Genomic DNA, 21,146 nt, shown 5'->3' with positions numbered 1-21,146 from the left:
GAAGGAGTTCGCCTTTTGGGCAAATCGGGCGCAAAATCCTTGCCAAGCGGGCGCCTAACACTTACGCATATGCCACACCTGTTTTACGCCTGTCCCGTTCGGCCTATGAATTGATCCTGCATGTTCCGGCGCCGCATCAAACCGACATCCTTTGAACGCATAAGAAATGTGCTCTGGCCGCGCGGAGGCTGGCGCAGATCGTCGCGATATTTCGCCCATCGGGTGGCTCGACTGCCGGGAACGCCCTACAGCATCGCTTCGGGGTTTGCCATCGGGGCCGCGGTATCCTTTACCCCGTTCATCGGCTTTCATTTTGTTCTGTCGGCGCTGTTCAGCATACTGACACGAAGCAATCTGGTTGCGTCTTTACTCGGAACGATCGTTGGCAATCCCTGGACATTTCCGTTCATCTGGTTGTGGCTTTATACGTGCGGCAACTGGATTCTTGGAACGAACCTTGCGACCGATACTGTGCATTTCAATATGGCGGTGCTCTGGGACTTTGTGGTCATGGGGCTGAACTATATTGGCGGGGGACTGATTTTCGGTCACTGGGATACGGCCGATCAGGCTGCCTTGGCGCGGCTTTGGGAAAGTATCGTCGACATCATCTGGCCGATGATGGTCGGTTGCGTTCCCACTTCACTTGTCGTCTGGATGCTGTTTTACTTCCCTGTACGCCGGGCCGTCGTCATCTATCGTCACAACCGCATCCTGCGCCGGATGAAAACATCCGAACGTCATGGGCTTGGCCCGATGCTTGAAGGTGCGAAAAAGAAGATCGGGACGGCTGCGGCCCACGCCACCAAAAAGCAGGACGAAAAGCAATGAGCGCGAAATTAAGGCTGGGTGTGAATATCGACCATGTTGCCACGATCCGCAATGCGCGTGGCGGTGTGCATCCCGACCCGGTAAGGGCGGCAATCCTGGCCGCAAAAGCCGGTGCTGATGGTATTACCGCCCATCTGCGTGAAGATCGTCGCCATATTTCAGATAATGATATCAAACGCTTGCGCGCCGAAATTGATCTTCCACTGAATTTCGAAATGGCCGCGACGGATGAAATGTTGGCGATTGCGGTCGCTGCAAAGCCGCATGCCGCCTGCATCGTTCCGGAAAAGCGCGAAGAACGCACGACCGAAGGCGGTCTGGATGCCGCAGGCGGGCATAATCACCTGCATAAATATGTTTCGGAACTTGGGGCAGCGGGGATTCGTGTTTCGCTGTTTATCGAGGCATCAAAGGCGCAGCTTGATGCGGCCAAACATCTTGGCGCGCCCGTTGTTGAAATCCACACCGGTGCCTATTGCGATAAAACGGGCGAGGCACGGGCGCACGAGCTGGAACGTATTCGGGATGCCGTTCGTTATGGTGCCAGTATCGGGCTTGAAGTTCATGCCGGACATGGTCTTAGCTTTGATACGGTTTCACCTGTCGCGGCGATGCCGGAAATTGCCGAGCTTAATATCGGCCATTTCCTGATTGGCGAGGCGGTGTTTACCGGCCTTGAACACAGCATTGCAGAAATGCGTCGATTGATGGATCTGGCACGCCAGGAAAGTGACAACGCACAATGATTATTGGCATTGGCACCGATCTGTGTGATATCCGGCGGATTGAAACAGCGCTGGATCGTCATGGCGAGCGTTTCATGAAGCGCGTTTTCACCGAGATCGAGATCGCACGTGCCGTGCGCCGCCCGCACAGGACGGCATCATCACTGGCGATGGCATTTGCGGCAAAGGAAGCATGTTCCAAGGCATTGGGAACAGGTTTTCGTCGTGGTGTGTATCACAGCACCATGGGGGTTGTGCATCAGCCCAGTGGCAAGCCTGACATGGTGTTGATTGACGGCGCGCTGAAAAGACTTGAAGAATTGACGCCAACAGGAAAAGTTGCATCAGTTTATGTAACACTGACAGACGAATACCCGTTGGCGAATGCGGTCGTGGTAATTTCGGCCGATTGATTGGTAAAAAATGATTGGTTTAGATACTGAATGGAAAAGCTAGTGCAAAAGAAGAAAACGGGTGGACTTCTGGACACCTTGAAAACCGTTTTCTGGGCCATTGTGATCGCGCTTCTGGTTCGGACATTCGCCTTCGAACCGTTTAATATTCCATCTGGTTCGATGATCCCGACCTTGCTGGTTGGCGACTATTTGTTCGTGTCGAAATTTTCCTATGGATATTCAAAGCACAGCCTCCCATTCAGCGTGCCGCTGATTCCCGGGCGTATTATGTCGTCCGAACCGGAACGCGGCGATGTGGTGGTTTTCAAACTGCCTGCCGATCCGTCGCAGGATTACATCAAACGTGTTATCGGCCTGCCGGGCGATACGGTTCAGGTCACCAATGGTCGTTTGCTGATTAACGGCAAAACCGTCGAACGTGACCGGATCGAGGATTACATCCTGACCGATGGCAGCGGGCAGGCAATTGCCGTTCCACAATATATCGAAACACTTCCGAACGGTAAGGTTCATCGTATCCTTGAAATCTTTGGCGATCAGGGGCCGAGTGATAACACCGAACCCTTTACCGTTCCCGAAGGGCATTTCTTCATGATGGGTGACAACCGCGACAATTCGGCAGACAGCCGTGCCTTCCCGTCGCGGTTCCGGTTCGTTCCGATCGAAAACCTCGTGGGACGTGCGGAATTCCTGTTCTATTCCAAAGACAGCTCGCAGCCGATTTATGACTTGGGCAGCATCCGGTTTGACCGGTTGTTCCAGGGAGTTAACTAATGGCCGAAACTGCGCCATTGATTGCTGAAATTGATCACGAATTTGCGCAACCCGATCTGCTTCGGGTTGCGTTGACGCATCGCAGTGCCGCCAAAGGCAAGGATGCGTTAAGTGGTGGCAATGAACGGCTGGAATTTCTTGGCGACCGTGTCCTTGGGCTTGTTGTTGCCGAAATGCTTTACACGCGGTTTGGTCGGGAGCGCGAAGGCGCGATGGCCAAACGTTTTGTCGCCCTTGTCCGCCGTGAAACGCTTGCGAGGCTGGCGCAGCAGATTGGTCTTGGCAATCACATTCAAATGGCAAAAGGCGAACGTGCCGCTGGTGCAGACACCAATCCCGCCATTTTATCTGATTGCATGGAAGCAGTGATTGCCGCACTCTATCTTGACGGTGGGCTGGAGCCCGCGAGAGTGTTTATTGAACGGCTTTGGCTGCCGCTTCTCGATGAAGCGCCCAAGCCGCCGCAGGATGCGAAAACCCGTTTGCAGGAACTGTTGCAGGGACGCGGCAAACCATTGCCGAAATATGAAATGGTCGGTCGTCAGGGCCCAGCACATGCACCTGTCTTTACCATCGAACTAAGCACCGGAGACGGTGAAAGCGTAAAGGCCGAAGGCAAATCGAAACGCGAGGCGGAACAACTGGCCGCTCAATTGATGTTGGATACACTGAACCATGAATGAGGTTCCCACGCCTGTGAACGAAGACAGATTACCTTATCAGCAGCGGTGCGGGTTTGTCGCACTGGTCGGTGCGCCAAATGCCGGTAAATCAACCCTTCTGAACCAGCTTGTCGGTACGAAGGTATCGATTGTCTCTCCCAAGGTGCAGACGACACGGACGCGCGTGCGCGGAATCGTCATGACCGAGGACGCACAGCTTGTGTTCATCGATACGCCGGGTATCTTCGCACCGAAACGCCGTCTTGACCGTGCGATGGTCAAAGCCGCGTGGAACGGCGCGGACGATGCCGATCTGGTTGTGCTTGTGATTGATGCCGGGGCAGGGATCACCGAAGAAGTCCGTGCGATCATCGACCAGCTAAAGACACAGAACCGCAAGGCCATTCTTGCGATGAACAAGGTCGACAAGGTTGCCGACAAGGAAAAGCTTCTGCGCCTGTCGCAGGAATTCTTCGCCGAGGAAGTTTTCACCGATGTCTTCATGATTTCGGCAAAGAAAGGTTCCGGCACACAGGATCTGGTGAATTTCCTGGCTGCGAAAATGCCTGATGGGCCCTGGATGTTCCCGGAAGACGACGTTTCGGATATGCCGTTGCGTTTGCTGGCGGCCGAGATCACGCGCGAAAAGCTTTATTATCAGCTACAGCAGGAATTGCCGTATTCGGCAACTGTCGAAACCGAGCTGTGGGAAGAGCGCAAGGACGGATCGGTCAAGCTGGAGCAGACGATTTTCGTGGAACGCGAGGGCCAGAAAGCCATCATCCTCGGCAAAGGTGGCAAGCGCATCAAGGCACTTGGCAGTGATGCCCGCAAGGAGCTGGAAGCCATTTTTGAACGTCGCGTTCATCTGTTCCTGTTCGTCAAGGTCCGGGAAAACTGGGGCGATGACCCCAACCGCTTTGCAATGTGGGGACTTGATCCCAACGCTTGAGGCATGTCCGGCAAGCGAGACGCGATTGTAGCCAGCCAACGGGTTTGGATATGGAAAACGGATCTATCTGGGGAATAGTGTTGATTGTCGTTGGCGCCGTTGCCGCGATGATCGTTGCGCGTGTTGCCCGCCGGCCATTCCGTTATCGGCACGACGGCAAACATATCGAGCGCGAGAAATCATTCCTTTCGCGCCCGGTTAATCTTCTGGCTTTGCTGGCGGCTGTTGCGACATTCGTTCTTGGATTGCTTTGGCGTTTGAATGGAAATGGACCGTCGTAATGACCAGGCACCACAATGATCCGATTGATGATGCAATTGATGAAGTTGAAAACAGCAACACATTGAAACGTATTGTTTTTATTGTTGCGTTGATCTGCCTTGCATCCAGTCTTGCCGGTCTTTTCTTTCTTGTTACCCGTCTGATCCTGCCACGCGGCTTTTTCTAGAGGTGCAGGATGGATTGGCGTGATGATGCAATCGTCCTGTCCACACGCAAGCTCGGCGAAAATTCGGTACGTCTCTCGGTTCTGACACGCGACTACGGCCGATATGCCGGTATGGTACGCGGGGCGACCAGCAAATCCATGCGCGGCACGCTTGAGCCCGGAAACGAGGTTCGGGTGGGATGGTCGGCCAGACTGGCTGAACATCTGGGGCAGTTTCGCTGTGAATTGACGGGCGCGCATGTTGCCGATCTTTTGCTGTCTCCCGGGCCGTTGATGGCGTTGAGTTCGGCCTGTGCCATGCTTGAAGTCACTTTGCCGGAACGCGAAGCACATGCCGCATTATATCACGGTACCGTCGCATTGCTTGCGGCCCTTAAGACAGAACAATGGCTGGCATCCTATATCCGATGGGAAGTCGGTTTGCTTGACGAACTTGGATATGGGTTAAGCCTTGATCGTTGTGCGGCAACCGATGTCACGGATGATCTGTGTTTTGTTTCCCCCAAAAGTGGCCGCGCCGTTTCCGAGGCCGCAGGCACGGCCTATCGTGACCGTCTGTTGCCGTTGCCGGCGTTTCTGGCTGGTGGGCGGGCGTCTCAAAGCAGTCGGGAACAAGGGTTGAACGAACAATTCCGACAGGGGATCAAACTGACCGGATTTTTCATTCATCGCGATATTTTCGAGGCAAAAGGTGTAAAGCCCGTTGCAGCCCGCGACAGATTGGTAAGCCATATCTGGCGATCAGCAGACACGGATTAAAAATAAATACCGTACTTTGATGCGGACTTGTGTTGACCAGAACCATACCCACCGTAGTATGTTGCCAAAATGGTGATTGAGCGCCGGATAACGGACTGAATTGCCGAATTGATTGCAACCTGCCAAACAACAAGAAAAATCGTTCATGAGCACCAAGACTTCCGATCCGGCCAATGCCGGCCAAATCAGGGAAACGCGCCTTGCGGACGCGTTGAGCGAACGTTATCTCGCTTATGCCATGTCGACGATCATGTCGCGCTCTCTTCCCGATGTGCGCGATGGTCTGAAACCTGTGCATCGGCGTCTGCTGTATGCCATGCGCCAGCTAAAGCTTGATCCGGCGCAGGGCTTCAAGAAATGCGCCCGTGTTGTCGGTGACGTGATCGGTAAATATCACCCGCATGGTGATCAGTCGGTCTATGACGCGCTTGTCCGTTTGGCGCAGGATTTTGCCGTTCGCTATCCGCTGGTCGACGGGCAGGGGAACTTTGGCAACATCGACGGCGATAATGCAGCGGCAATGCGTTATACCGAGGCCCGCATGACCGCGGTTGCCGCGGCCTTGATGAACGGCCTTGATGAAGATGCGGTTGACTTCCGGCCGACATATGACGGCGAAGATCACGAGCCGATTGTCATGCCGGCAGCGTTTCCAAACCTGCTTGCCAATGGCGCCGCTGGTATCGCGGTTGGTATGGCAACCAACATTCCGCCGCACAATGTTGGCGAACTGTGTGCCGGCCTGATCAAGCTGATCGATAATCCCGATACGTCGATTGCGGAACTGGTGCGATGTGTGCCGGGGCCGGATTTCCCGACGGGTGGTGTTCTGGTCGAGCCGCGCGAAAATATTCTTGAGGCCTATGCTACCGGGCGCGGTTCATTCCGTCTGCGCGCCAAATGGGAAGTCGAGAAACTCAGTCACGGGCTGTTCCAGGTCGTTGTGACCGAAATTCCCTATCAGGTTCAGAAAGCCAAACTGGTCGAGCGTATTGCAGACCTTATGGTTCTGAAAAAGCTTCCGCTTCTGGCCGATGTCCGCGATGAATTGACCGACCTGATCCGTCTGGTGTTCGAACCGCGCACCCGTGCTGTCGAGCCGGAACATCTGATGGAAATGCTGTTCAAGAATACCGAACTGGAAATCCGGTTTGGTCTGAACATGAACGTGCTGGACGGGGACAATACGCCGCGCGTGATGAACCTGCGCGAAGTGCTGCGTGCGTTTCTGGCGCATCGGCAGGATGTTCTTATCCGTCGTTCCAACCATCGACTGGCCAAGATCAATCATCGTCTTGAAGTTCTTGATGGTTATCTTGTTGCCTATCTGAACCTGGACGAGGTGATCCGGATCATTCGGTTCGAGGATGAGCCGAAGGTTTCCTTGATGACGACCTTCAATCTCACCGAAGTTCAGGCGGATGCAATTCTTAATATGCGTCTGCGGTCGTTGCGCAAGCTCGAAGAGATGGAAATCAAAAACGAGCATGCCAAACTGACCGAAGAGAAAGAAGGCCTCGAAGCGCTTCTTGCCAGCGAAACGCTGCGTTGGGAAAAAATCCGCGACGAAGTCGAGGAAATGCGCGAGAAATTCGGCAAGAAGACGACCCTTGGCAAGCGCCGTACCGAAATCGGTGATGCGCCGGAAGAAATCGAAGTCCCCCTTGAAGCCTTGATCGAACGTGAGCCGATCATGGTGATCTGTTCGAAAATGGGATGGATCAGAGCCCTTAAAGGGCATACCGCCGATACCAGTGATCTGAAGTTCAAGGATGGTGACGAGGGCCGCTTTGCCCTTAAAGCCTTCACCACTGACAAGCTTCTGATTATGAGCACCGAAGGCCGTTGTTACACGATGTCATGTGACAAGCTTCCGGGCGGCCGTGGCCATGGTGAACCGATCCGGCTGACAATTGATCTGCCACAGGAACATGACATTGTTGCAATGGTTATCCATAAGCCGGGCCGGAACCTGCTTGTTGCAAGCTCGGCCGGCCGCGGCTTCCAGGTGGCAGAGGCTGATGTTGTCGCCCAGACCAAGAACGGTAAGCAGATTTTGAACCTTGGCAAGGATGAAGAGGCCAAAATCTGCCTGCCAGTCGATCAGGATCATGTCGCTGTATTGGGCGAAAACCGTAAGCTTCTGATCTATCCGGTGGCCGAGGTGCCAGAAATGACCCGCGGGCGCGGGGTCATCCTGCAGAAATATCGTCAGGGTGGCTTGGCAGACCTTATTCTGTTCAATCTTGAAGAAGGTCTGAGCTGGACAATGGGTGGCAGTGAAGGCCGCACACGTACGGTTACCGAGCTTGACGAATGGATTGGCAAGCGTGCCGGTGCCGGTCGTATGCCGCCGACCGGTTTCCCGCGATCAAACAAGTTCGAGTAACACATTCGCTTGATCTGATAGCGAGAGAATAAAGGGATAAGGGCAGGGATGGCCTTATCCCTTTTTCGTTTTCGGGCACATGTTTGGCCATGTTCTCAGAAAAAGTGGCTTGTTTTTATTCCATATTCCGGAATGGCGCTCAAACAGGCAAAATATATAGCGTTTTGGGGCGTAAATATGTAACTTCGCAACCTGATTGGCAGGGAGCCTGCAAAATCCCTGTGATTTCCAAAAGGGCGTGGGAGTGAAAACGTGAATTTTCTAGGGAGTTTCGTCCGTTTTATCGACGGTCTGAATGACTGGATCGGACGTGGCGTGGCCTGGCTGATAATCCCGATGGTGGTGATCACATTTCTGGTCGCGACATTGCGTTACGGGTTTTCCATTGGCTGGGTTTCGATGCAGGAAAGCTATATGTGGCTGCACGGCATCGTCTTCATGGTGGGAGCCGGTTATACATTGCTGCATGGTGGCCATGTCCGGGTTGATGTGTTCTATCGGCCGGCTTCGGCACGCTATAAGGCCTGGGTTGACCTTTTCGGTTCCCTGCTGCTGCTGCTGCCGGTGATCATCATGGTGTATATCTATAGTTACCCCTATGTGATGACCAGCTGGCATCGCCTTGAAGGATCGCACGAAACCGGCGGCCTGCCGGGGCTGTTCCTTTATAAATCGGTTATTCTCGTTTTCTGCGTCCTGATTGCTTTGCAGGGATTGTCCCTTGCTGCGCGCAGCATTCTCGTGCTGGCCGGACATAAAGAATTTGAAATCAAAGAAGAAGAGCACGAGGGCGTTTGATGTCGGGGGAAATTCTTAGCCTTGTAATGTTCGCAGTAGCCTGCGGCGTTCTTCTTCTCGGTTTTCCGGTCGCATTTTCCCTGGCGGGGACGGGGCTTGCCTTTGCGCTGATCGGCAACTCGATGGGCGTGTTTGACATGCCGCTTCTGGGCTCTTTGCCGTCGCGCTATTTCGGGGTGATGACCAACGAGCTTTATGTTGCGATCCCGCTTTTCGTTTTCATGGGCGTCATGCTTGAACGTGCCCGGATTGCCGAAAAGCTGCTGACGACCATGGGGCTTCTGTTTGGCACCATGCGGGCGGGGCTTGGCATTTCGGTCGTGCTGGTGGGGATGCTGCTGGCGGCGTCAACCGGGATTGTCGGTGCGACTGTTGTGACGATGGGGCTTCTCAGCCTTCCGGCGATGCAAAAGGCCGGTTACAGCCCGCGTCTTTCGACCGGGGTAATCTGTGCATCCGGTACATTGGGGCAGATCATACCGCCGTCGATCGTACTGGTTTTGCTCGGTGATATCCTGCAAGGCGCTTACGCCGAAGCACAACGTTCGCTGGGCAATTGGGCGCCGGAGCCGGTTTCGGTTATCGACCTGTTTGCCGGTGCATTCATTCCCGGCATGCTTCTGGTTGGGCTTTATATCTGCTGGATCATCATTCAGGCGTTTATTGATCCGAAATCGGCGCCTCCGCTGGTCACCGACAAGCGTCCGGAAGGTCTTTGGGGCGAAGTTCTTCGTGCGCTGATACCCCCGGGATTGCTGATTGTCGCCGTGCTTGGCTCGATCCTGACCGGTATTGCAACCCCGACGGAATCTGCGGCCTTTGGTGGCGTTGGTGCCGTCATTCTTGCGGCTTTCTACAAACGCCTGTCATGGGATGTTCTGCGTCACGTGACGCGCCAGACCGTCCAGATCAGCGCGATGGTGTTCGTAATCCTGCTGGGTGCTTCGGTATTCTCGCTGGTCTTCCGTGGCCTTGGCGGGGATCACCTTGTCGAAGAACTGCTGCATAACCTTCCGGGCGGTGTTTTCAGCGCCATGCTGGTTGTCATGCTGCTGATGTTTGTCATGGGCTTCTTCCTCGATTTCATTGAAATCGTGTTTGTGGTTGTGCCAATCGTTGGCCCCATCCTGCTCAAGATGGATATCGATCCCGTCTGGCTTGGCGTGATGATTGCCATCAACCTGCAGACCAGCTTCCTGACACCACCGTTCGGGTTTGCCCTGTTCTATCTGCGTGGGGTGGCTCCGGCGGCAATCAAGACCTGGGACATCTATCGCGGGATTGTTCCGTTTGTCCTGATCCAGGTTCTTGGACTTGGCCTTGTGGCCGCATTCCCGGCCCTGGCAACCTGGTTACCGGACGTGTTGTTCAAGTAGCCAATTGCGCATGTAATTGAAAAAAGACGCCTGTTTTAGGCGTCTTTTTTATTGAAGCTGGTGCTGATAGTCAGAAAAAAGGTCGACGGGATTGTCGACCTTTTCTGATTCTCGGCAGAGGTTTGGGCAAACCACGAGACTGGATTAACCCGGGAACGGGTAATCCATCGCACGTGCCTGCATGAAACCGCCTTCGGCAATTTTCGACCAGGCAACGGACTGGGTGCGGAATTTGACAAGGCTGTCAAATACCTCTTTGGCAAGCGGATCTCGACTTGCAACGTCAGACAGAACTTCGCCTGTCAATTTACCAAGTGCCAGAATGGTGTCGTCAGACAGTCGACGAAGTTCCACATTGTGCTTGTCGACAAGTGTCTTGAGCGCGTCATTGTTACGGGCGGTGAATTCCGACATGACCATTACGTTTACGGCCTTGTTAGCGGCTTCGACGATCGCCTTCAAATCATCTGGAAGTTCATTCCACGCATCAAGGTTGATGAAGTTATCAAGCACGGTTGCTGGTTCGTACCAGCCGGGATTGACGTAATATTTGGCCGATTTGTAAAGACCAAAAGCGAGATCATTGTATGGTCCCACCCAGTCAACGGCATCGATGGAGCCGGTCTGCAGGGCAGGGGCGAGTTCACCACCCGGAAGGTTTACAACGTTCGCTCCGGCTGCTTTGAGAACTTCACCACCCAGGCCCGGAATACGGATCTTCAGACCGTTGAAATCCTCAATGCTATTGATTTCCTTATTATACCATCCACCCATGGTCGCTGCGGTGTTGCCTGAAGCAAAGAATTTGCAGTTGAGCTCGGCATAAGCCTTGTCGGCAAGTTCCTGACCGCCAGCGTAGTAAAACCATGCATTTTGTTCCTGAGCGGTCAGGCCAAAAGGCATTGAGGCGATAAATTCCGTCGCGGGCAGTTTGCCCTTCCAGTAATAAGGGGCACCATGGCCCATTTCCACGGCACCGGTTCCGACGGCTTCAATGGCCTCAAATGCGGGAACAATCTCGCCCGCGCCAAACACCTTGACGGTAAGGCGACCTTCGGATGCTTTTGTAATGTATTCGGCAAGCAATTCAGCACCGGTACCAAGGCCTGGGTAATTTTTCGGCCACGTGGTTACCATGCGCCATTCACGAGCGCCTTGGGCAATGGCCGGCTTCGCAAAACCGGATGCAAGGGCCGCCGTTGCACCGGCAACTGCGGCACCACTTAGAAATTGACGTCTTTTCATGAAATGCAGTCTCCCTGTTTAGGTAAGTACCCAAAAATTCTGTGTTTTTCCGATTTTCACACAGTGGACTAAAACTACGGAGAAGGTCGACATGCTGCAAATGCGAAATAAAGTACAAATAACTATTTTTCAGTCAGATAAAAATGATGTTTGGGGTGTTTGAAATAGATAATTATATTGCTACTACAAAATTAAAGTAAGACGTCAGCATGAATATCCATTCATGGACGTTTCAGATATGAATATCTGAGAAATTCTACCTTTGTTTCAGTCAAAAAAACTGCCTTTCAGTATCAGAAAGTTAAATTCACTGGGAATTTTGAAAGAATGAAATGAAGAATAAAAAAGGGAAACCGTCATTGATGAACGGTTTCCCCCGAGTTGGCAGGCTTTTTGCGAAGCAGGGTTATTTCAGTTCGATCGATCTGGCGTTGGCAGCCCGTGTCGCGCGACTGACGAGATTTGAAAGATCGTTATTCGAAGAAAAGGCCGCCAATGCTGCTGCGGTTGTACCTGATGGGCTGGTAACGGCATCGCGGAGCAATGATGGATCGCGCATTTGCTGCAGAGAGGCGGATGCGCTCTGAAGCGTATCAATTGCAAGGTTTTTTGCGAGTTCAGGTGATAGTCCAAGGTCTTTCCCGGCGTTGGCCAACGCTTCCACGAACGCAAAGAAATAAGCCGGACCACTGCCTGAAACAGCGGTGACCGCATGAAGCAACTCTTCATCCTTGACCCAGTATACCGACCCGATTTTTTCCATGATCCGGGTTGCCAGTGTTCTTCCAGCTTCTGTGACATATGGTCCGGCGAAGCATGCTGTTGCGGAGTGACCGTGTGCGGCACCAATGTTCGGCATCGTCCGGACAACGCTGTAATCGTGCGTGTGCCGGATGGCATCAACGGCAATCCCCGCCATCACCGATATGACAAGGCTATGTTGTGTCGTTACCAACTTCAGCAAATGGGCCAGTTTGCCGAACAGCTGGGGCTTGATCGCCAGAACGATAACATCAAATGGTCCGTCAATTTCGGCTGCTTCCAGTGTTGGATAAATTGCGGAAACCTTGTCGAGAGCGGGGTTCGTTCCGCGTGAAAAATATGGGTCGCAGATTGAAATATCGAGCTTCATGTCACCCGAAGTTATCAGGCGACTGATTATTGCGCTGCCCATCCTGCCAGCGCCGATAAACAACAGACGTGTCATTATAGATGCCTTTCGTCGATATCGATTTCCGTCCGGGCACTTGGCTACGTTTTGTTTTAAAATTTATCAATAGGATAAAATTTTGTTCCATAAATGTTATACAGACAAGGTATTTATTTTCAGAAAAAGCCAGTCGATTTGATTGGTATGATTTTATAAGGGATTGCATACTTTTAAGCACCAAATATGTACATCAAATATGAATCCTATGCTGTTTGAGCAGCATAAAATTATTTGTGAGCATAACAATATGGTGTGAAACGCTGCCTGAATTGTCTGTATACAGTCGCAACGGTCAATGGTCGCTTGCAAGCTTGGCGTCCAAAGGCAGAATTCTTCTGCCAGACAAAAATACCAAAAAATGTACAGGAGGCAGAAAGAGTGGGGTTTCTTTCGAGATTTGTCCGCCTTGTCGATGGTCTGAATGACTGGATCGGACGCGGTGTTGCCTGGTTGGTAATTCCGATGGTTGTCATCACATTTCTGGTGGCGACGTTGCGATACGGATTTGCCGTCGGCTGGGTGTCAATGCAGGAAAGCTACATGTGGCTTTACGGTATCATTTTCATGATTGGGGCGGGCTATACGCTTCTTCACGAAGGGCATGTAAGGGTAGATGTTTTTTATCGCCCGGCGTCGCCACGCTACAAGGCATGGGTTGATTTGTTCGGGTCTGTCTTCCTGCTGCTACCGGTGATCACAATGGTTGTGATTTACAGTTATCCTTATGTGATGACCAGCTGGCACAGACTGGAAGGATCACATGAAACCGGCGGGTTACCTGGGTTATTTCTGTACAAAACAGTCATTTTGATTTTCTGCACCCTGATGTTCATTCAGGGGATGTCGTTGGCAGCGCGAAGCATTCTGGTTCTGGCCGGCCACCGCGAATTTGAAATCAAAGAAGAAGAGCACGAGGGCGTTTGATGTCGGGGGAAATTCTTAGCCTTGTAATGTTCGCAGTAGCCTGCGGCGTTCTTCTTCTCGGTTTTCCGGTCGCGTTTTCCCTGGCGGGGACGGGGCTTGCCTTTGCGTTGCTGGGCGATGCACTCGGTGTTTTTGATATGCCTTTGCTGGGATCGTTGCCGTCGCGTTATTTCGGCGTAATGACCAACGAACTTTATGTTGCGATCCCGCTGTTTATTTTCATGGGGGTTATGCTCGAACGCGCCCGGATTGCGGAAAAGCTTCTGACAACCATGGGAATGTTGTTCGGTACGATGCGTGCTGGCCTTGGTATTTCGGTTGTAATCGTCGGTATGCTGCTGGCGGCCTCGACCGGGATCGTCGGTGCGACTGTTGTGACGATGGGTTTGCTTAGTTTGCCGGCGATGCAAAAGGCCGGATATAATCCCAGGCTGTCGACAGGCATAATCTGTGCATCCGGCACCTTGGGCCAGATCATTCCACCGTCTATTGTTCTCGTTCTTCTCGGCGATATCCTTCAGGGGGCCTATGCGGAAGCGCAGCGTGCTCTGGGTAACTGGGCGCCGGAACCGATTTCCGTGATGGATCTGTTTGCCGGTGCATTTATTCCGGGTCTGCTTCTGGTGGGGCTTTACATCTGCTGGATTATCATTCAGGCCTTCATTGATCCGAAGGCGGCCCCGGCGTTGGTAACGGACAAGCGACCAGAAGGCTTGTGGGGAGAGGTTCTGCGCGCCTTGTTGCCTCCTGCGCTGCTTATTGTGGCTGTTCTGGGGTCAATTCTGACAGGAATCGCGACACCGACCGAGTCAGCTGCATTCGGCAGTATTGGCGCGATGGTGCTTGCTGCCTTGTATCGGCGCTTGTCGTGGGATGTTCTTCGCTATGTCGTTCGTCAGACTGTGCAGGTTAGTGCGATGGTGTTCGTAATCCTGCTGGGCGCGTCAGTATTCTCGCTGGTCTTCCGTGGCCTTGGCGGGGATCACCTTGTCGAAGAACTGCTGCATAACCTTCCGGGTGGTGTTTTCAGCGCCATGCTGGTTGTCATGCTGCTGATGTTTATCATGGGCTTCTTCCTCGATTTCATTGAAATCGTGTTTGTTGTGATTCCGATTGTTGGGCCGATCCTGCTCAAGATGGATATTGATCCGGTCTGGCTTGGCGTGATGATTGCCATCAACCTGCAGACCAGCTTCCTGACACCGCCATTCGGTTTTGCCCTGTTCTATCTGCGTGGGGTGGCTCCGGCTGCTATCAAGACCTGGGACATCTATCGCGGGATTGTCCCGTTCGTCCTGATTCAGCTTCTCGGGCTTTGCCTTGTTGGTGCATTTCCGTTTCTTGCGACCTGGCTACCCGGTGTTTTGTTCTGATTTTAAGTGGAAAAGAAAAAAGGGGTCGGCATTTGCCGACCCCTTTATGCTTTCAATCGCTGAAAACCTAGTATTTGAACGGCAGAATACGTGCTTGGGCGAAAGCCGATTCCGAGAATTTCGACCAGCCAATCGATTGGGTACGGAACGCGATCAGGCTTTCAAAGACTTCCTGCGACAGCGGGTTTGAAGCAACGAGGTCACGCAGAACCGTGCCCGACAATGCGCCAAGGTTTGTCAGAATGTCGTCCGAGAACGGGCGAACATCGACATTGTGCTTGTCGCGCAGGGTCTGGAGCGCCTGATTGTTGCGTGCGGTGAATTCCGACAGAACCATCTGGTTCACGGCACGGTTGGCCTGCTCGACAATTGCCTTCAGGTCATCCGGAAGGCTGTTCCAAGCGTCCAGGTTGATGAAGTTGTCAAGCACGGTTGCCGGTTCATGCCAGCCCGGATAGTAGTAGAACTTGGCTGATTTATAGAGACCAAATGCCAGGTCGTTATACGGGCCGACCCATTCGGTCGCGTCAATCGCACCGGACTGAAGGGCAGGCGGAATTTCGCCACCCGGAAGGTTCACAACGTTGCCACCAGCAGCTTTGACAACTTCGCCACCAAGGCCCGGAATACGCATTTTCAGACCTTTATAGTCGTCAATCGTATTCATTTCCTTGTTGAACCAGCCGCCCATCTGGGTGCCGGTATTGCCGGACGGGAAGAATTTGCAGTTCAGTTCGGAATAGACTTTATCAGCAAGTTCCTGACCGCCACCCCACTGGAACCAGGCATTCTGTTCCTGAGCGTTCAGACCGAACGGCATGGCTGCGATATACTGGGTGGCGTCAACTTTACCTTTCCAGTAGTAAGGCGCGCCATGGCCCATTTCGACAGTGCCGTTGCCAACGGCATCAATGGCCTCAAAAGCGGGAACAATTTCGCCCGCGCCAAAAACGGTCACATTCATGCGGCCGTTTGATGCCTTGTTGATGTATTCAGCCAGAAGGTTAGCCCCGGTCCCCAGACCCGGGAAGTTTTTTGGCCAGGTGGTGACCATACGCCATTCACGGACTTCCTGTGCGATAGCCGGTTTGGCAAAGGTAGACGCGACCGCTGCGGTCGCACCAGCTACCGCGGCGCCGGAGAGAAATTGGCGACGTTTCATAGATTACAGCCTCCCAAAGATGCAAGCTCATGATTTATTTTACTCAAAGCCGTCATGCGACTTTGGGCAAAGCTTATATGCGTCTGGAGAATGTGGCAACCGGGGATCGAGTAGGTAGGCACTACTTTAGTCTAAGTGTTTCGTGCCGGGTATTTTACCGGCAGATGTCAGTCATCTGAAACGTTCGACGAAGGGATTTTCACCCATTTCCCGCCGCGAAAACCTTCAAGAGGCTGGAAGCGCATCTTGTAGGACATTTTGCGGCATTCGCCGATCCAGTATCCCAGATAAACATGTGGCAGTTCAAGAATCTGGCACTCGTTTATGAGATCAAGGATGATAAAGGTTCCAAGCCCGCGGCGCTGTTCGCGCGGATCAAAAAAGCTGTAAACAGCCGATAATCCATCAGAAAGATTGTCGACCAGGGCAACGGCAATCAGGCTGTGGTCAGGGCGTCTGTATTCGAAGATTGACGTATCAACGGTGCTGTCTTCGATCATTGCCCGGTAGTCGCGGGCATCCATTCTTGCCATGTCGCCATTGCCGTGGCGGGCATCCTGATATTCACTGAACAGCTGAAACTGTTCCTGTGTTGCGGCTGGCGGCAAAATCGTGCGGGTCAGGTCGCTATTTTTTGCGACAATCCGGCGAAACGACTTTGTCTTGCAAAAGTCGGCCGAACGTACGCGCACCGGAACGCACGCATCACATTCGCTGCAGGCCGGCAAATAGGCGATGGAATGACTGCGACGGAACCCCGACCGTGAAAGCAGATCATGAATGTTGTTCGCTTCCGGTCCCCGTAATTCTGTGACCAGCTTGCGCTCGAACCGGCCTGCCAGATACGGACAGGGCATCGGAGCCGTCATGAAATAATGTTGGGTCAGTCGTCTTTGATTGACGGTCATTTATCGCGTTTGCCCGGGTTCAAGAGGGTCTTCTGATAATATGAGATTAGGTATAAATCATGACGGTTTAAAGGGCGAACCCGACGATTGTTCGAATTCGCCAGAAAGTTTCTAACGGTTTGTCGGCACCGAGAAGCTCGGACGGCGATTTGTCGGCAACCCATTCCCTGACGGAGGTGTCGGGCTTTCCGTATCCGATCCGCTTTCCGGGGACGGGGCGCCTGATGTGCCCGGATCAGACGTCTGATCGTCAAGCGCCGGGCGTTCACCGGTTCCGCGAAGAAGCGTAATGCTGATACGGCGGTTGCGCTCGTTTTCCGGTGTTTCCGGGATCAGCGGGTCTGTATCCGCAAGGCCCGCGACCTTGGCGAAGCGCCCCGTTGCAAGGCCCTGTGTTTCAAGTTCCCGACGGGTGGCCAATGCACGATCCGAAGACAGTTCCCAGTTGCTATAGCCGGTGATTGTCGTAAAGGGCACCGCATCCGTGTGGCCTTCGATCGAAATATCCTGCGGCATGCCTTTGATTGCTTCGACAACCTTTGAAAGCAGAAGCTTGGTATGTTCGGCCATGACCGCACTGCCGCTTGGGAACATTGCAGTACCGTCTTCGTCCAAAATCTGGATACGAAGACCTTCGTCGGTTTCTTCGATCCGGATATTTTTTGCCAGTTCCTGCAAATCGGGCGAGCTTTCAATTGCCTTGCGCAATTGTTCTTCGGCTTCCTTGAATTCCTTGTCTTCCTGCTCGGCAAGACGTTGTTCGGCTATTTCTTCCGGGGTTTTTACCGGCGGGATATCCATGCTTACCGTTGGTGCACCCGTTTCAGAGCGCAAAGACCCCTGTTCGGCAAGGCTTTGTCCGCCAAGAATCCCGCCAGAACCGGACTCGCTTTGTGAAATGGTTTCCGGGGTGAAGTAGTTCGAAATACCCTGAAGCTGTTCCTCTGTCGCGCTGCTAAGCAGCCAAAGCAACAAAAAGAACGCCATCATTGCCGTCACAAAATCGGCATAGGCAACTTTCCACGAGCCGCCATGATGGCCGCCGTGTCCGCCTTTTTTGACTTTCTTTATGACGATATCAGGCATTCTTTGCACGGATCCCGGTTATCAATAACGCTTGAAGATTGTTTTTCTTATTAGGCCGTTGGCGCATTCTGCAAGGCATCGTCCAGCTCTTTGAAGCTGGGACGAATGTCATGAGGAAGCGTTTTTCGGGCAAACTCGACCGAAACCTGCGGGGCATATCCCTGCATGTGACCAATCAGGGCAGCCTTCATGCAGCTGTAGAATTTTGCATCCTGATCAAGTGTCTTTTTGATGATGGCAGATGTCGGGCCAACGAAACCATAGGATGCCAGAATCCCAAGGAAGGTCCCGACAAGTGCCGCACCGATCAGGCCGCCCAGAACTTCCGGGGGCTCGGTGACCGAGCCCATGGTCACGATCACACCAAGAACGGCTGCAACAATCCCGAGGCCGGGAAGGGCATCACCTACCGTCTGGATGGCATCAGGAACCATGTGCTCTTCTTCATGATGAACTTCGAGTTCCTGATCAATAACGGCTTCCAGCTCGTAGGCATTGGTTGTACCCAGCGTTAACAGGCGCAAATAATCGCATAGGAATTCCACGGCATGGTGGTCATGCATGACGCCCGGAAAGTTGCCAAACAGGCTTGAACTTTCAGGATTCTCGACATGGCTCTCAAGGGCAAGGTCGCCCTTCGACTTGGCAAGCCGGAACACGGCATAAAGGCAAATCAGCAATTCAAGATAAGCCGCTTTTTTCTTCGGCCCTTTTAGCGCCCGGATCGTATAAGCGATGGATTTTTTAAGGATGCTTAGCGGGTTGGCAATCAGAAACGTACCGAAAGCCGCGCCGAAAATGATCAGAACCTCAAGCGGCTGAACAAGTACGCCAAACTCGCCATGCGGAAGATAACCACCCAGAACGGCACCGATTACGATAACGTAACCAATAATCAGAAACATTATGTATTCCCCGCTACCCCATAAATTTTCACAAGTAACTCATCCTGAAACGGCTCGGCGAAATTCGCATTGGCTGATTTTGGGATACGATACCTGCAACTATATGATCCATATTAACTTTTAATCTTATTAATATAGCGTTTAAAACGCTGTCGCGTGGGGTTTGACAGCACAAGTTTTTCCCGCCATTTTCCCTGATCCTGTACGCAGGACATGTCTAATAGGTTTTATCAGCAAGAGCATTCTTCAATATGTCATTTTCATCGCGCGATTTTCGGGACTGTCTGGGGCAATTTGCAACCGGTGTTGCAGTTGTTACGGCACGGGCTAACAATGGCGCAAAAGCAGGCATTACGATCAATTCGTTTGCGTCGGTGTCGCTTGATCCGGCGCTGGTCCTGTTTTCGGTAGATCAGCGCGCAGCCACACATTCATTGTTTGCAGGTGAATGTGACCGTTTCTGCATCAATATCCTCAATCGGGAACAGCGCGATCTGTCTGACCTGTTTTCATCACCGGTTCAGGACCGTTGGGAAGACCTTGTTTTTGAAGATGATTGTCATGGTGTGCCAAAGCTGACCGGTAATCTTGCGACATTTTCCTGCAAGCGACATGCAATTCACGATGGCGGGGACCACAGCATCATTGTCGGGCATGTGCAGGATATATCGATGGGGAATACCGGCGATCCGCTTCTTTATTATGGTGGCCGCTACCACTCCCTCGGGGAATGATCAAAGGGCCAAGGGCCAACGACATAGTCGCTGGCCCTGATATTCTTAGTCGAGCGATGTGTTGCCCAGAAGGCGACTGCCAAATCCGGCACCCGTCAGTTTTTCGATCACCTGTTCCGCGTGGGCGGTGTCTCTGACTTCGAGAACCATATCAACATCCGTCTGCTTTGCCGGAACATCATAGAAGTGACGCTGATGATACACTTCAATGATGTTGGCTTCGGCGTCACCGATCAGCGCGCTGATGGTTGCAAGTGCGCCCGGCACATCCGGGATTTCGATGCGCACGCGCACAAGGCGGCCTTCACGCGCCATACCGCGCATCAGGACCTGTGCGAGAAGGCGTGTGTCGATGTTGCCACCACTGACAATCATGCAGACTTTCTTGCCTTTGAAACGGTCATGATGGTCAAGCAGGGCCGCAAGAGGGGCCGCACCAGCACCCTCGACAACGGTTTTCTCGATCTCGATCAGCATCTGAATGGCACGCTCGATCGAGCTTTCCTCGACCAGCAGAACATCATCAAGCTTTTCCTTGCAGATTTCGAGGGTCAGGCCGCCGGGCTGCTTGACGGCAATGCCTTCGGCAATCGTCACACCACCACCCGAAAGCGGCAAGCCCTTGATGCCTTCATACATCGAAGGATAAAGCTTGGTCTCGACCCCGATCACCTCGATATCCGGACGTCGGGCCTTGATTGCCGTGACAATACCGGCCGCAAGACCGCCGCCGCCGATTGGCACGATAATGGTGTCGATATCCGCCCCATCATTAAGGATTTCAAGCCCGACAGTACCCTGACCGGCAATAATGTGCGGATCATCAAACGGATGAACAAAGGTCAGGCCGCGTTCTTCCTGAATTTTCGATGCAGCTTCAAGGCTTTCGGCGAAAACACTGCCTTTAAGGACAACTTCCGCCCCATGTGAACGGGTGTGATGAACCTTGGTAAAGGGCGTGTTTTTCGGCATGACAATGGTTGCCGGAATGCCAAGGCGTTTGGCGTTATAGGCAACACCCTGGGCATGGTTGCCTGCCGATACGGCAATGACGCCTTTCGCGCGTTCCTCGGGCGTCAGGCTGGCAAGTTTGACATAGGCGCCGCGTTCCTTGAAGGAGGCCGTATATTGCAGATTTTCAAGTTTCAGATGAACTTCCGCCTCGCAAATTCTTGAAAGTGTTTGCGATTTCACCAATGGCGTTTTGCTGACGATACCTTCGAGCAAGCCGGATGCGCGTACGATGTCGTGATAGGAAACGGTCATTTCCATACTCCTGCGGCCAGTCGCCTTTTTATATATGGCGTGCTGGCATTTTATCATGTGTGGGCAAAATTCGGATGTTTAACCAAGCCTGTCATCCGCGGATGACAGGGATCACATTCGCAGGGCGGAAATCCCGATAATCATGGCCATCGCACCGGCACGAAGCGTCGGACGGGGATGCGATGCGAGGATGTCAAGGCAAG

At 52.9% G+C, this 21,146-nt stretch carries 22 protein-coding genes; 15 read left to right on the top strand and 7 right to left on the bottom strand.

Going from position 1 to position 21,146, the window contains the following annotated elements; genetic code table 11:
• The first annotated feature begins 168 nt into the window (after positions 1–168).
• The 12 genes from R1T41_RS18765 (at position 169) to R1T41_RS18710 (ending at position 10,130) form a co-directional block, all read left to right on the top strand.
• Positions 169–831, top strand: a complete 663-nt coding sequence (locus R1T41_RS18765; protein ID WP_317338526.1) for a DUF2062 domain-containing protein — start codon at positions 169–171, stop codon at positions 829–831.
• Positions 828–1,577: a pyridoxine 5'-phosphate synthase gene (locus R1T41_RS18760; protein ID WP_062961495.1), complete on the top strand. Its 750-nt coding sequence runs from the start codon at positions 828–830 to the stop codon at positions 1,575–1,577. The genes R1T41_RS18765 and R1T41_RS18760 overlap by 4 nt, the downstream gene beginning before the upstream one ends.
• The gene (gene acpS, locus R1T41_RS18755) at positions 1,574–1,969 is read left to right on the top strand and encodes a holo-ACP synthase (protein ID WP_062948704.1); all 396 of its coding nucleotides are present in this window, start codon (positions 1,574–1,576) and stop codon (positions 1,967–1,969) included. The genes R1T41_RS18760 and acpS overlap by 4 nt, the downstream gene beginning before the upstream one ends.
• Positions 1,970–2,011: 42 nt before the next feature.
• Entirely contained in the window at positions 2,012–2,746 is a 735-nt protein-coding gene (gene lepB, locus R1T41_RS18750) for a signal peptidase I (RefSeq protein WP_404969441.1), read from the top strand.
• A complete protein-coding gene (gene rnc / locus R1T41_RS18745; protein WP_062948708.1) occupies positions 2,746–3,429 on the top strand; it encodes a ribonuclease III in 684 nt (227 codons plus the stop codon). The genes lepB and rnc overlap by 1 nt, the downstream gene beginning before the upstream one ends.
• Positions 3,422–4,360: a GTPase Era gene (gene era / locus R1T41_RS18740; protein WP_062961496.1), complete on the top strand. Its 939-nt coding sequence runs from the start codon at positions 3,422–3,424 to the stop codon at positions 4,358–4,360. The genes rnc and era overlap by 8 nt, the downstream gene beginning before the upstream one ends.
• Positions 4,361–4,410: 50 nt before the next feature.
• Complete coding sequence (locus R1T41_RS18735) at positions 4,411–4,641, top strand: hypothetical protein (RefSeq protein ID WP_247742192.1); 231 nt, start codon at positions 4,411–4,413, stop codon at positions 4,639–4,641.
• Complete coding sequence (locus R1T41_RS18730; RefSeq protein ID WP_156484559.1) at positions 4,641–4,808, top strand: hypothetical protein; 168 nt, start codon at positions 4,641–4,643, stop codon at positions 4,806–4,808. The genes R1T41_RS18735 and R1T41_RS18730 overlap by 1 nt, the downstream gene beginning before the upstream one ends.
• Before the next feature lie 9 nt (positions 4,809–4,817).
• Entirely contained in the window at positions 4,818–5,567 is a 750-nt protein-coding gene (recO, locus tag R1T41_RS18725; RefSeq protein ID WP_209222011.1) for a DNA repair protein RecO, read from the top strand.
• Between the two features lie 145 nt (positions 5,568–5,712).
• On the top strand, positions 5,713–7,956 hold the full coding sequence (gene parC / locus R1T41_RS18720) for a DNA topoisomerase IV subunit A (protein WP_317338521.1): 2,244 nt from the start codon (positions 5,713–5,715) through the stop codon (positions 7,954–7,956).
• A 252-nt stretch (positions 7,957–8,208) separates the two neighbouring features.
• Positions 8,209–8,754 carry a TRAP transporter small permease subunit gene (locus R1T41_RS18715; protein WP_062948718.1) on the top strand — a complete coding sequence of 182 codons (546 nt, stop codon included), beginning with the start codon at positions 8,209–8,211 and terminating at the stop codon, positions 8,752–8,754.
• The gene (locus R1T41_RS18710) at positions 8,754–10,130 is read left to right on the top strand and encodes a TRAP transporter large permease subunit (RefSeq protein ID WP_062961500.1); all 1,377 of its coding nucleotides are present in this window, start codon (positions 8,754–8,756) and stop codon (positions 10,128–10,130) included. Before R1T41_RS18715 ends, R1T41_RS18710 begins: the two co-directional genes overlap by 1 nt.
• A gap of 144 nt (positions 10,131–10,274) precedes the next feature.
• Here R1T41_RS18710 and R1T41_RS18705 read toward each other — a convergent pair whose 3' ends face one another.
• Both R1T41_RS18705 and proC read right to left on the bottom strand, forming a co-directional pair.
• Positions 10,275–11,375: a TRAP transporter substrate-binding protein gene (locus R1T41_RS18705; protein ID WP_317338519.1), complete on the bottom strand. Its 1,101-nt coding sequence runs from the start codon at positions 11,373–11,375 to the stop codon at positions 10,275–10,277.
• 406 nt (positions 11,376–11,781) lie between these two features.
• Positions 11,782–12,582, bottom strand: a complete 801-nt coding sequence (proC, locus tag R1T41_RS18700) for a pyrroline-5-carboxylate reductase (RefSeq protein WP_317338517.1) — start codon at positions 12,580–12,582, stop codon at positions 11,782–11,784.
• A gap of 255 nt (positions 12,583–12,837) precedes the next feature.
• Here proC and R1T41_RS18695 point away from each other — a divergent pair, with 255 nt between their 5' ends.
• Together R1T41_RS18695 and R1T41_RS18690 are read left to right on the top strand one after the other, a co-directional pair.
• Positions 12,838–13,509, top strand: a complete 672-nt coding sequence (locus R1T41_RS18695; RefSeq protein WP_317338514.1) for a TRAP transporter small permease subunit — start codon at positions 12,838–12,840, stop codon at positions 13,507–13,509.
• The gene (locus tag R1T41_RS18690) at positions 13,509–14,882 is read left to right on the top strand and encodes a TRAP transporter large permease subunit (protein WP_317338512.1); all 1,374 of its coding nucleotides are present in this window, start codon (positions 13,509–13,511) and stop codon (positions 14,880–14,882) included. The genes R1T41_RS18695 and R1T41_RS18690 overlap by 1 nt, the downstream gene beginning before the upstream one ends.
• Before the next feature lie 67 nt (positions 14,883–14,949).
• Here R1T41_RS18690 and R1T41_RS18685 read toward each other — a convergent pair whose 3' ends face one another.
• The 4 genes from R1T41_RS18685 to motA form a co-directional block, all read right to left on the bottom strand.
• Positions 14,950–16,044, bottom strand: a complete 1,095-nt coding sequence (locus R1T41_RS18685; RefSeq protein WP_062948722.1) for a TRAP transporter substrate-binding protein — start codon at positions 16,042–16,044, stop codon at positions 14,950–14,952.
• 167 nt (positions 16,045–16,211) lie between these two features.
• Positions 16,212–16,952 carry an arginyltransferase gene (locus R1T41_RS18680; RefSeq protein ID WP_297208204.1) on the bottom strand — a complete coding sequence of 247 codons (741 nt, stop codon included), beginning with the start codon at positions 16,950–16,952 and terminating at the stop codon, positions 16,212–16,214.
• A gap of 111 nt (positions 16,953–17,063) precedes the next feature.
• Positions 17,064–18,038, bottom strand: a complete 975-nt coding sequence (locus tag R1T41_RS18675; protein WP_317338508.1) for a flagellar motor protein MotB — start codon at positions 18,036–18,038, stop codon at positions 17,064–17,066.
• 50 nt (positions 18,039–18,088) lie between these two features.
• Positions 18,089–18,943: a flagellar motor stator protein MotA gene (motA, locus tag R1T41_RS18670; RefSeq protein WP_062948727.1), complete on the bottom strand. Its 855-nt coding sequence runs from the start codon at positions 18,941–18,943 to the stop codon at positions 18,089–18,091.
• Between the two features lie 251 nt (positions 18,944–19,194).
• On the opposite strand from motA, the gene R1T41_RS18665 reads away from it, so the two are divergent.
• Complete coding sequence (locus tag R1T41_RS18665) at positions 19,195–19,677, top strand: flavin reductase family protein (protein WP_062948729.1); 483 nt, start codon at positions 19,195–19,197, stop codon at positions 19,675–19,677.
• Between the two features lie 45 nt (positions 19,678–19,722).
• Here R1T41_RS18665 and R1T41_RS18660 read toward each other — a convergent pair whose 3' ends face one another.
• Positions 19,723–20,943 carry a threonine ammonia-lyase gene (locus R1T41_RS18660; RefSeq protein WP_317338504.1) on the bottom strand — a complete coding sequence of 407 codons (1,221 nt, stop codon included), beginning with the start codon at positions 20,941–20,943 and terminating at the stop codon, positions 19,723–19,725.
• Between the last annotated feature and the right edge of the window lie 203 nt (positions 20,944–21,146).

Origin of the sequence: Thalassospira lucentensis, assembly GCF_032921865.1 — a bacterium.
In the GTDB taxonomy this organism is placed as follows: domain Bacteria; phylum Pseudomonadota; class Alphaproteobacteria; order Rhodospirillales; family Thalassospiraceae; genus Thalassospira; species Thalassospira lucentensis_A.
The sequence above is the reverse complement of the archived record's forward strand: the minus strand, read 5'-3'. Positions and strand labels throughout refer to the sequence as shown.